Source organism: Luteitalea sp. (assembly GCF_044337415.1).
Taxonomy (GTDB): domain Bacteria; phylum Acidobacteriota; class Vicinamibacteria; order Vicinamibacterales; family Vicinamibacteraceae; genus Luteitalea.
This window is the reverse complement of sequence record NZ_JBIINP010000145.1, coordinates 1-10,624: the sequence shown is the minus strand read 5'-3', so window position 1 is coordinate 10,624 and position 10,624 is coordinate 1. Positions and strand designations below refer to the sequence as shown.

Sequence of the window (10,624 nt, the reverse complement as noted above, 5' to 3'; positions counted from 1 at the left end):
AGCTGCCACGCCTTGACGCCCATCGCCTCCATCACGACGCGGTTGTCGCGGCCGCGCAAGGCCTCGGCTTCTTCCGCCGACAGGACGCGGTAGCCGAATCGGTCGGCGGCCGCCACGATGGCGCCGCCCATCATCTGCCAGCTATCGGCCAGGGTGCCGTCGAAGTCGAAGATGACCAGGGCGTAGGGCGCGGGGGGCACGGGAGACCGGTAGAGGGTAGCAGGTACACGACGGGCCGGTGCCCCGGGGGACACCGGCCCGTGGCCAGCCCTGTCGTCTGAAGTCGCGTGCGCCTACTTGACGGCGGCCTGCGCCAGGAGCAGCCCGAGCAGTCGCGTGTACTCCTGCTCGGCGGCGGCGAAGGCCGCCGTGTAGTCGGCCTCGGGGATCTTGGCCTTGCGCCACAGGCCGTCGAAGGTCACCGTGCGACCGCCGAGCGTCGCCACGTCCGGGCCCTGGTTCTTCGCCGGCTTCACCGCGAGGCCGTTGGCGAGCAGGTCCTCGATCACGACCTTGCCTTCCGGCACCGACGCGGCCTGCAGGTCCTGGTAGGCCTCCTGGTACTTCTTCGTGAGCACGCGCTCACGCAGGAGCACGGGCGCCTTGTAGGCGGCCGACACGAGCATCAACTGCAGGTCTGGCAACACCATCGCGGCGACGAACCGCGCGGGGTCCTTCGGATCCTCGGCCGCGATGAAGCGCGGCGCCCCGGCCGCGGCCTGCGCCGCCAGTGCCGTCGAAAGCTGCTTCGCGAGGGCAGCCGTGCCGCCCCCAGCCGCCGGCTGTGCCACCGCGCTGGCCGCGGGAACCAGCCCCGCGACGAGCAGCGCTGCCGCCACTCGAGTTCCCCACTGCATCATTGCGTCCGCCTCCGAGACCGGGCGCGAGGCGCGCCCGGGAATGCCCGTGTCAGCCGATGAAGAGCGCATCGTCATCGTCGCCGGCCGTAGGCGCGGCGGCGCGGCGCCTGGGCGCGCCCTTCCTGATCGACCCGACCGCAGCCCGCAGGGCCGAGGCCAGCGCCATCCCCTCGCGAGCTGGCGCGACGACGGCATTCTGTACCACCGAGAGCGTCTGATCCATACGCTGCGCGGCGGAGCTCAGCGCGACGTCAGCCTTCTCGGCCTGCTGGACCGCCAGCGCCGACAAGCGAGCGGCGTCGGCGCTGATCACCGTGAGCCGCTCCATCAGCGGCTGGACGCCGTGCTCCACCCGCTGCTCGAGCCGAGCCACGCGCGCCTGCAACTGCCGCGCGGCGATGGCGCCCGCGATGATGGCCCCGACCTGGACGAGGGCCATGACCATGCACGAGATGGCGATGATGGCGAGCCAGAGATTGGACGAATCGTTCATGGCGATGACCACACGATGAAGGCCGAGGGTCTACGGCCGACTGCCGACTGCCGACTGCCGACTGCCGACTAGAAGATACTGACCTTCACGTTCAGGTACTTCTTCGGATCCTTCTTGATCTCGGCGAGCAGCCCTCGCAGTTCGTTGACCGCGCCGTTCATGTTGTCGTACAGCTGCTTGTCCTGCAGCAGCTTGCCGGCCGTCCCCTCGCCCTTGTTCAGGGCGGTGACGAGGGAATCCAGCCGGGTGATCACGGAGTCGAGGCGATTATAGAGCCCGTTGTCGGTGAGCAGCTTGCCCGCCGTCCCTTCGCCGTTCTTCAGGCCCGCCGAGACGGCCCGCAGGTTCTCGGTGGTCGCCGACAGCGACTTGGCCAGCGCGTCGTCCTTGAGCAACGTGCCGAGCGTGCCCTTGCCCTCGGCGATGCCCGTCGTGACCTGGTCGAGGTTGGCGAGCGCCCGCTCGAGGTTCTTGGCGGCGGCCTGGTTCGAAATCAGCGTCCCGGCGGGGCCCTTCCCCTGCTTGATCGCCATGACCACGTCGTCGGTCGCCTTCACGACGGCGTTCAGCTGCACGTACAGCTCGTCCTCGGTGAAGAGCTTCCCCACCGTGCCCTTGCCCGCCCGCAGGTCCTCGATGAGGGCGGCGGCCTGCGCCAGCGTCTGGGTGGCGTTCTCGGCGACGTCGGCGATCTGGCCGGGGGTCTTGGCCGACCGGATGTAGGCCCAGTCCTTGAGCGGCGTGCCCTCGCTCGAGGCCGCGATGTCCACCGCGCCCTCGCCGAGCAGGCTCACCGAGCCGATCTGCGCGATGGAGCGGTCGGTGATCTTGTTCATCACCTCCGGCTTGACGCGGAGCACCACCTCGACCACCGCACCGTCGAAGTACACGTCGTCGACCGCACCGACGTTGACGCCGGCGAGCCGGACCACGGAGCCCGACGCCAGGCCGCCGGCATTCGGGAAGCGCGTCTTCAGGTGGTACTTGCCGGAGAAGATGCCGGCGTCACCACCGACGGCGAAGATCAGCATCGTCGCGAGCACGAACGCCGCGACGGCGAGGATGCCGATCTTCAGCTGGGACCAGGCGAGGGTACGGGTGCGTGGCATGTGTCAGCTCAGGAAAAGCTCGAGGTACGGGTCGTTGGTCGCGCGCAGTTCGCTGGCGGTGCCCTCGAAGTGGATCAGGCCATCGCGCAGCATCACGAACTCGGTCTGGGCCAGCTTCTCCGGCGTCGCCGACACGATCTGCACCTTGCCGTCCGGGCCGCGGACGGCCATCTTCTCGGCCACCCAGAAGGCGTCGCGCAGCTGGTGCGTGACCACGAGCGAGCTCACGCCCTCGATGTCGCGCAGCTTGACGATCTCGTCGTCGATGGTGATGGACGTGATCGGGTCCAGGCCGGTGGTCGGCTCGTCGTACAGCAGGATGCGCGGCTGGAAGGTCATCGCCCGGGCGATGGCGACGCGGCGACGCTGGCCGCCCGAGAGCTGCGAGGGCATCTTGTCGATGTGTTCCTCGAGCTCGACCCAGCCGAGCACCTCCTCGACGCGCCGGTGCACCTGGTCGAGGGGCATGTCGCTCTCCTCGTACAGCTTGTAGCCGACGTTCTCGCGCACCGAGAGCGAGTCGAAGAGCGCGCCCTCCTGGAACACCATGCCGACGTCGTCGCGCACCTTCATCATGTCGGACTCGCCGAGCGTGTCGACCCGCACGCCGTTGACCCAGATCGTGCCGGCCTGCGGCTTCAGCAGCCCGAGGATCAGCTTCAGGATCGTGCTCTTGCCGGCGCCGCTGGCCCCCAGGAAGATCTTGGAGTACCCGGCGCGCAGCTCGAAGCTCACGTTCTTCAGGATCACGTTGTCGCCGAAGGCCAGGAAGACCTTGTCGAAGACGATGACCGGCTCGCCGGGTGTCTTCGCGCGCGACAGGCGCGTCTCGAGGGGGGTCGGCGTGCTCATGGTCAGTAGAGCGTCGAGATGAGGAACTTGGTCAGAATGAAGTCCAGCACCAGCACGGCCACCGACCCGGCGACGACCGCCTGCGTGGTGCTGCGGCCGACGCCCTGCGTGCCGCCCGTCGTGCGCATGCCCACGAAGCAGGCGATGCTCACGAGCGCGAAGCCGAGGAAGACGGGCTTGATGAGCCCCATCCAGATGTCCTCGATCCAGAGCCCCATCACCACGGAGTTCCAGTAGACGCTGGACGCCACGCGCAACTGCGTCACCGTCGTGATCCAGGCCCCGACGATACCGACGAAATCGGCGATGACGGTGAGGATGGGCACCATCACCACACCCGCGATCACCCGCGGCAGCGCCAGCTTCCGCACCGGGTCCGTGCCGAGCGCACGCAGCGCGTTCAGCTGGTCGGTCACGGCCATCGAGCCGAGCTCCGCCGCGATGCCCGAGCCGACGCGGCCCGTGACCATCAGCGCCGTCAGCACCGGGCCGAGTTCCTTGATCATCGAGGCGCTGATGAGGCGGCCGACCACCGAACGCGCCCCGAACTGGTCGAGTGTCATGCCCGACTGCAGCGCCAGCACGGCCCCGGTGAAACCGCCGGTCAGCAGCACGACCGTGAGCGAGCCGACCCCCACCGCATCGAGTTGCTCGATGACGTCGCGGTAGTAGAACGGCCGGCTCGTGGCCGCGCGGCCGAGCGCCACGCACAGCTTCACGTACTCCTGGACCTCGAAGATGGCCTTCTTGGCCCAGCCGGTGAGGATCAGTCGCATTGGTCAGTGGGGACCGGGCGTCGGACGACGCTCAGGCCCCGGGCGCCTCCACGCCGGCCAGCGCCAACCCGGGCTGGCGCAGGGTCTTGATCTGGTCGCGAAGCGCGGCGGCCTTCTCGAACTCCAGGTTCGCGGCGGCCGCGCGCATCTCGGCTTCGAGCCGGCTCACGTGCGAGGCCAGCTCCCCCTCGGAGCGGAAGGCCAGCGCCGGCGAGGGCGCCACGGGCACCGTGAGGTAGTCGTGCTCCTCGACGCCCCCCATGCCCTCGTCGATGGCCCGGCGGACGCTGGTGGGCGTGATCCCGTGCGCCTCGTTGTAGGCCTGCTGCACCTCGCGCCGGCGGTTGGTCTCGTCGATGCACCGCTTCATCGAGTCGGTCATCGCATCGGCGTAGAAGATGGCCCGCCCCTTCACGTGGCGCGCGGCGCGGCCGACGGTCTGGATCAGCGACCCGCTCGACCGCAGGAAGCCTTCCTTGTCGGCATCGAGCACGGCTACCAGCGACACCTCGGGCAGGTCGAGGCCCTCGCGCAGCAGGTTGATGCCCACGAGGACATCGAAGGTCCCGCGACGCAGGTCGCGCAGGATCTCGATGCGCTCGAGCGTGTCGATGTCGCTGTGCAGGTACCGCACGCGCACGCCGAGCTCGTGGTAGTACTGCGTCAGGTCCTCGGACATCCGCTTGGTGAGCGTGGTCACCAGCACGCGCTCGCCCTGCGCCACACGGGCGCGAATCTCGCCGAGCAGGTCGTCCACCTGGCCGCGCACCGGCCGGATGTCGATCTCGGGATCGAGCAACCCGGTGGGCCGCACGATCTGCTCCACCACCACGCCGCCCGACATCGTCAGCTCGTAGGCGCCGGGGGTCGCGCTCACGAACAGCTGCTGCCCCACCCGCTGCTTCCACTCGTCGAAGTTGAGCGGCCGGTTGTCCATCGCCGACGGCAGGCGGAAGCCGTACTCGACCAGCACTTCCTTGCGCGAGCGGTCGCCGGCGTACATGCCGCGAATCTGCGGGATGGTCTGGTGGCTCTCGTCGATGATCGTCAACGCGTCGGCCGGCAGGTAGTCGAGCAGCGTCGGGGGCGGCGCACCCGGCGGACGCCCGGTCAGGTGCCGGGCGTAGTTCTCGATGCCGTGGCAGTAGCCGATCTCCTGCATCATCGCCAGGTCGAACATCGTGCGCTGGTGCAGGCGCTGGGCCTCGAGCAGCCGACCCTCCTGCTCGAGCTGCGTGCGTCGCTCGACCAGCTCTGCCTTGATCGTCTCGATGGCGGCCTTCGTGCGGTCACGCGAGGTGACGAAGTGGCTCTTCGGGTAGATGGCCACCTTGTCGTGCCGACGGATCGTGCTGCCGGTCAGCGGGTCGATGGTCGACAGCTCGTCGATCTCGTCGCCGAACAGCTCGATGCGGACCGCCTGCTCCTCGTACGACGGATGGACCTCGATCACGTCGCCGCGCACGCGGAAGGTGCCGCGGGCGAAGTCGGCGTCGTTACGCTCGTACTGGATCTCGACCAGCGTGCGCAGGATCTGCTCGCGGCTGATGGCCTGCCCGCGCTCGAGCGGCAGCATCAGGCCGTAGTACGCCTCCGGCGAGCCGAGGCCGTAGATGCACGAGACGCTGGACACGATGATGACGTCGCGCCGCTCGAAGAGGGACCGCGTGGCCGACAGGCGCATGCGGTCGATCTCCTCGTTGATGATCGCTTCCTTCTCGATGTACGAGTCCGTGGCCGGCATGTAGGCCTCGGGCTGGTAGTAGTCGTAGTAGGAGACGAAGTACTCGACGGCGTTGTGCGGGAAGAAGCGCTTGAACTCCTGGTAGAGCTGCGCCGCCAGGGTCTTGTTGTGGACCATGACGAGCGCCGGGCGGTTCACCCGCGCGATCGCGTGCGCCATGGTGAACGTCTTGCCCGACCCCGTCACCCCGAGCAACGTCTGGCAGGCGTCGCCCCGCTCCAGCCCGGCCACCAGCTCGTCAATCGCCCGCGGCTGGTCGCCCCGCATTTCGAAGGACGAGACCAGCTGGAAATGATCGTACGTGGAAGGCATGTGGGCGGGATGGAGGCGAACCCGCGGATCGTACCATCCTCCGCCGGACTTTCGTCGGTAAAGTCCGACGCAAGTGACGCTTACGAGGCCCGAGGCGTAGCCGAGGGCCGAGCCCTGAGCGAGTGCCCGGGGAGGCCGCCGGCCTCCCCCGGCACGAGTCGAAGGGCTACGGCCTCGCCGCCGCCTGCTCGGGCCGCAGGACCGCGAAGTACCCCTTGCGCGCCCGGATCTTCGCCGCCTTGAGGTCGCCCCGCGTCAGCCGGACCTCGAGCTTGCGCCAGTGGCCGTCGTTGGCCTGGTTGCTCGACACGTAGCCGAGCAGGTAGCGGCCATTCACGTCGGCCAGCACCTGCTCGTAGGCCAGATCGATGTCCTTCTTGGTCCCCGGGAAGAACGCCAGCCCGCCCGTGGCATCGGCAATCGCCTGCAGCTTCATCCGCTGCTCGAGCTTCTCGCGCGCGCCCTGGTTCTCCAGGAACCCGACCACGTACACCGTCACGTCGGCGGCTTTCAGGGCGGTCAGCGCGTCCGAAAATGACATCACGCTGCGGGTGTCGCCGCCGTCGGTGAAGGCCACCAGCACCTTCTCCCCCGTCTGGAACGACGTGCCATCCAGGTAGACGCCGAGGGCGTCGTACAGCGCCGTCCAGCCGTCCGGCTTGCGATTGCGCAGGCGCTCGACGAAGCGCGGGAAGTCGGCCTGGCCGAACCGGGCCACCCGCACCTCGGTGTCGAAGTCCACGAGGGTGATGTCCTCGGCACGCTGCAGCATGTTGCAGAACTTCACGGCGGCCGTGCGCGCCATCGCCAGGTCCTGCGTCATGCTGCCCGACGTGTCGAACAGCAGCCCGATGTGGAGGGGCGGCCGGTCGGCGTCGGACGCACCGGCAGGGGTGAAGAGCTGCAGGTCCTGCGGATGGCCGTCTTCGAGGATGGTGAAGTCCCCCCGATCGAGGGTGCCCACGGCCTGGCCGGCCTTGTCGACCACGGCCACACCGAGCCGCACGGTCTCGACACCGCCCCTGAAAACCGGCTGGGCGAGCCCGGGTACCGCGAGGGCCCAGATCGAGAACGCTGCCGCCGTGACGAAACGTGCCGCCATGCCAACCTCCGGGAGGGTCCGGGCAGTCTACTTCAAGAACCAGACACCATCTGCCGATCGTCGGAAGAGTATAATCGTGGTTTGGCTCGTGGGGGCCGCCCGCTGGCAGGTCCCCTCACACGTCCATGAAGGCCCTGGCCGTCTGTCAGAACGAACTCGTGATGCGCACCCTGCACGGGGTGCTCAGTCCGACCTTCGACCTCGAGTTCCTGGTCGAGAGCCGCCCGCTGGCGCGGCGCCTCGTCGAGGAAGGACTCAAGGTCACGGTGACCGACTGCAGCCGGTGCGACTCGTACGTCAAGGTCGACCTCAGCCCCAGCACCTGCGTCATCGTCGAGGACACCGGCAAGAAGAGCCTGAAGCGGCTCATCGGCGCCGTCAGAGACGCCGGAGGCACCCTGACCTACGTGGTGTCGACCGGGCCGAACACGCGCCGGGCCGATGAAGCCAAGGCGGCCTTTCCCGACATCTTCACCCTCACGCTCGCCGAGCTGCTCGCCCCGCAGCTGCACGCCGAACTCGAACGCAGCGTCACCCGCGCCCGCGTCCTGCAGTACCAACGGTACTTCGCCGACGCCGACCGCGTCCTGATCCTGCTGCACAACGAGCCCGACCCCGATGCGATGGCCAGTGGCCTGGCGCTGCGCAACCTGCTGCGGCGGACCAAGACCACGGCGATCATCGGCGCGGTGCACGGTGTGAGCCGGCCGGAGAACGTGCGCATGGCCCACCTGCTCGACATCCAGGTCGAGAAGGTCACGCCCGAGCAGTTCGCCAGCTTCGACCGCGTCGCCACGGTGGACGTGCAACCGCACTACTTCGGCGGTCACCTGCCCCACGTCGACCTGGTGGTGGACCACCACCCGGAGCAACCCGGCTACTCGACGGTGTTCAAGGACGTCCGCGCCGACTACGGCTCGACGAGCACCATCCTCACCGAGCACCTCCGGGCCGTCGACATGAACGTGTCCGAGCGCGTCGCCACGGCGATGCTCTACGCGATCAAGTCCGACACGCTGTTCTTCGCGCGCCACACGAACCGGCAGGACCTCGACGCGTTCACGTACCTCTACCCGCTGGCCGACGCGGCGCTGATTCGCAAGATGGAAGGCGCCGACATCACGCTCGAGCGCCTGCAGACGGTGGTCAAGGGCCTGGCCGACAGCCAGCTGCGCGGCGACCTGTTCTTCGCCAGCCTGGGCGCCGTGCCGCGCGAGGACTTCATCACCTACACCGCCGACTTCTTCCTCCAGCTCGAGGAGACCAAGTGGACCTTCGTCACCGGCGTCGTCAACGACGCGCTGGTGCTGTCGGTGCGGAACCTGGGCTACTCGCGCAATGCGGGCGAGTTCGTGCGGAAGTACTTCGGCGAGATCGGCAGCGCCGGCGGCCACCGCGCCATGGCCAAGGCCGTGGTCCCGCTCGACGCCTTCGCCAAGCGCCACGGCGCCCGGACGCCCGCGCAGATCAACGCCGCGATTGCCGCGATGGCCGAGCAGTTCATGCACGACACCAACGGCGCGAAGAAGGACGAGAAGTCCAGCACGGCGCTGGTGCCGACGCATTGAAGCCCGGTGGCAATTTGAAATCTGACATGTGAAATTCGGGGCGGCTCGGCCTGCCGGCCGTCGCTCGCGCGGTTTCCCTGATCGTGGCGATGGGCCGTAGGCCCGCGCCCGGGAATTTCACATGTCGAATGTCAAATTGCCAGCGCGTGATCGACGTCGGCAATCAGGTCGTCGAGCGCCTCCAGCCCCACCGACAGCCGCACCATCCCCCGCGTCACGTCGGCACGCGCCAGTTGCTCGTCGCTCCAGCCGTACTGCGAGGTCAGCACCGGCAGCCCGCACAGGCTCTCCACGCCGCCCAGGCTCGTGGCGCGCTTGAACACGCGCACGCGATCGAAGAAACGCGCCGCGGCCTCGAATCCCCCCGCCAGGTCGATCGTGACCATCCCGCCGAACCCGCGCATCTGCGCCGCCGCAATCGCGTGGTCGGGATGCTCGGGCAGGCCGGGGTACAGCACCCGCGCCAGGCGCCGGTCTCCCGACAACGCCCGCGCCAGGCCCAGCGCGTTCTCGTTGTGCCGGGCCATCCGCACATCGAGCGTCTTCAGCCCGCGCGCCACCAGCGTCGCCGCGCCAGGGTCGAGCATCGCGCCAATCAGCTTGCGGGCAGGCACGAGCCGGTCCACGAGCGCCTTCGCGCCGATGACCGCGCCCGCCGTCACGTCCGAGTGGCCGTTCAGGTACTTGGTCACGCTGTGCATCACCAGGTCGACGCCGAGCGCGAGCGGCTGCTGGTTGTACGGCGTCGCGAACGTGTTGTCGATCACCGACACGAGGCCTGCGGCACGGCACGCCGCCGCGACACGCGCGATGTCCACGCAGCGCAGCGTCGGGTTGATCGGCGACTCGAACCACACGAGCTTCGTCGCCGGCCCGATCACCGACGCCGGATCCTGCAGCACGTCGAGGTCGACGAATCGTGCCGTGACACCGAAGCGAGGGAGGAACGAGTTCAGGAGGTGGAACGTGCCGCCGTAGATCGCGGCGCTGCAGATCACCTCATCGCCGGCCGACAGCAACCCGAGCAGCGTACTGGCGACCGCCCCCATCCCCGAGCCGAACACCATCGCCGCCTCGCCCTGCTCGGCCTCGGCCAGCTTGGCCTCCAGCGACGACAGCGACGGGTTCTCGTACCGCGAGTAGAGGTACTTCCCCGTCCGGCCATCGATGTAGTCCTGCAGGTCCGCGGTCGAGTCGAAGAGGAACGTCGTCGTCTCGTACGTCGGCGTCGTGAGTGGCGCGGCGTCCGGCTGCGCGCCCTCGGCGGTATGGATCAGGCGCGTGGCCAATCCCAGGCGCGGCGTCGTCATGGTCAGCACTCCACGATTTCAGAATTGCAGGATTTCACAATTTCATCAGCACCGGATACGCGTCGAGCGCTGGCGATGATGATGCAATTCTGAACTCTGCGATTCTGCAATTGTCTAGGTGAGCGGCAGGTCGTCCACCACCGGCGCTGGCGCGGCGGGGGTCTCGATCGACTCCGCGCTGCCACCGACCACGGGCACGATGAACTGCGCGTACGCGTCGTCGTAGCCGCGCCGCACCAGTTCGGACAGAGCGGCACGCCGATCGGAGCGGGCGTCGTGCGCCCCGCCGAGATCGAACGGGCCGAGCGGGTTGTGGACGGGTTGCACGTGGTACACGCTCGTGAAGCGATCGAAGAACGCCGTGGCGGCGTCGCGCACGCTCGCGCTCTCGTGACCGGCGATGGCCTGCCCGAGCCAGGCGCGGGGATCGGCGCGTCGTGCCGCCAGGGCGTGCGGCCCCGGCAGCGGCGAGGCCGCACTCACGAGAATCACCTGCTC

At 68.6% G+C, this 10,624-nt stretch carries 11 protein-coding genes; 1 reads left to right on the top strand and 10 read right to left on the bottom strand.

Features of this window, described 5'->3' with window-relative positions; genetic code table 11:
- The 8 genes from ACIRDX_RS16755 to ACIRDX_RS16720 all read right to left on the bottom strand — a co-directional run.
- Window positions 1-200 (bottom strand): HAD hydrolase-like protein (locus ACIRDX_RS16755; RefSeq protein WP_396626584.1); only part of this gene is annotated, 200 nt, incomplete at its 3' end.
- Between the two features lie 93 nt (window positions 201-293).
- Window positions 294-860 carry a hypothetical protein gene (locus tag ACIRDX_RS16750; protein ID WP_396626583.1) on the bottom strand — a complete coding sequence of 189 codons (567 nt, stop codon included), beginning with the start codon at window positions 858-860 and terminating at the stop codon, window positions 294-296.
- A 49-nt stretch (window positions 861-909) separates the two neighbouring features.
- Complete coding sequence (locus tag ACIRDX_RS16745; protein ID WP_396626582.1) at window positions 910-1,353, bottom strand: hypothetical protein; 444 nt, start codon at window positions 1,351-1,353, stop codon at window positions 910-912.
- A gap of 68 nt (window positions 1,354-1,421) precedes the next feature.
- Entirely contained in the window at window positions 1,422-2,462 is a 1,041-nt protein-coding gene (locus ACIRDX_RS16740; protein ID WP_396626581.1) for an MlaD family protein, read from the bottom strand.
- A 3-nt stretch (window positions 2,463-2,465) separates the two neighbouring features.
- The gene (locus ACIRDX_RS16735; protein WP_396626580.1) at window positions 2,466-3,314 is read right to left on the bottom strand and encodes an ABC transporter ATP-binding protein; all 849 of its coding nucleotides are present in this window, start codon (window positions 3,312-3,314) and stop codon (window positions 2,466-2,468) included.
- A 2-nt stretch (window positions 3,315-3,316) separates the two neighbouring features.
- Window positions 3,317-4,090, bottom strand: a complete 774-nt coding sequence (locus ACIRDX_RS16730; protein ID WP_396626579.1) for an MlaE family ABC transporter permease — start codon at window positions 4,088-4,090, stop codon at window positions 3,317-3,319.
- A gap of 31 nt (window positions 4,091-4,121) precedes the next feature.
- Window positions 4,122-6,146 carry an excinuclease ABC subunit UvrB gene (gene uvrB, locus ACIRDX_RS16725; RefSeq protein ID WP_396626578.1) on the bottom strand — a complete coding sequence of 675 codons (2,025 nt, stop codon included), beginning with the start codon at window positions 6,144-6,146 and terminating at the stop codon, window positions 4,122-4,124.
- Window positions 6,147-6,312: 166 nt separating this feature from the next.
- Window positions 6,313-7,248 (bottom strand): VWA domain-containing protein, encoded by a 936-nt coding sequence (locus tag ACIRDX_RS16720; protein ID WP_396626577.1) that lies wholly within the window; start codon window positions 7,246-7,248, stop codon window positions 6,313-6,315.
- Between the two features lie 125 nt (window positions 7,249-7,373).
- Here ACIRDX_RS16720 and ACIRDX_RS16715 point away from each other — a divergent pair, with 125 nt between their 5' ends.
- Window positions 7,374-8,816, top strand: a complete 1,443-nt coding sequence (locus tag ACIRDX_RS16715) for a bifunctional oligoribonuclease/PAP phosphatase NrnA (protein WP_396626576.1) — start codon at window positions 7,374-7,376, stop codon at window positions 8,814-8,816.
- A 131-nt stretch (window positions 8,817-8,947) separates the two neighbouring features.
- Here ACIRDX_RS16715 and ACIRDX_RS16710 read toward each other — a convergent pair whose 3' ends face one another.
- Both ACIRDX_RS16710 and ACIRDX_RS16705 read right to left on the bottom strand, forming a co-directional pair.
- The gene (locus ACIRDX_RS16710) at window positions 8,948-10,126 is read right to left on the bottom strand and encodes a trans-sulfuration enzyme family protein (RefSeq protein ID WP_396626575.1); all 1,179 of its coding nucleotides are present in this window, start codon (window positions 10,124-10,126) and stop codon (window positions 8,948-8,950) included.
- Between the two features lie 114 nt (window positions 10,127-10,240).
- Window positions 10,241-10,624, bottom strand: a 384-nt coding sequence (locus tag ACIRDX_RS16705; RefSeq protein WP_396626574.1) for a hypothetical protein, incomplete at its 5' end; no start/stop codon positions are given.

Coding starts and splice junctions, on each gene's coding strand:
- ACIRDX_RS16750 (WP_396626583.1), bottom strand. CDS start 860: ATGATGCAGTGGGGAACTCGAGTGGCGGCAGCGCTGCTCGTCGCGGGG.
- ACIRDX_RS16745 (WP_396626582.1), bottom strand. CDS start 1,353: ATGAACGATTCGTCCAATCTCTGGCTCGCCATCATCGCCATCTCGTGC.
- ACIRDX_RS16740 (WP_396626581.1), bottom strand. CDS start 2,462: ATGCCACGCACCCGTACCCTCGCCTGGTCCCAGCTGAAGATCGGCATC.
- ACIRDX_RS16735 (WP_396626580.1), bottom strand. CDS start 3,314: ATGAGCACGCCGACCCCCCTCGAGACGCGCCTGTCGCGCGCGAAGACA.
- ACIRDX_RS16730 (WP_396626579.1), bottom strand. CDS start 4,090: ATGCGACTGATCCTCACCGGCTGGGCCAAGAAGGCCATCTTCGAGGTC.
- uvrB (WP_396626578.1), bottom strand. CDS start 6,146: ATGCCTTCCACGTACGATCATTTCCAGCTGGTCTCGTCCTTCGAAATG.
- ACIRDX_RS16720 (WP_396626577.1), bottom strand. CDS start 7,248: ATGGCGGCACGTTTCGTCACGGCGGCAGCGTTCTCGATCTGGGCCCTC.
- ACIRDX_RS16715 (WP_396626576.1), top strand. CDS start 7,374: ATGAAGGCCCTGGCCGTCTGTCAGAACGAACTCGTGATGCGCACCCTG.
- ACIRDX_RS16710 (WP_396626575.1), bottom strand. CDS start 10,126: ATGACGACGCCGCGCCTGGGATTGGCCACGCGCCTGATCCATACCGCC.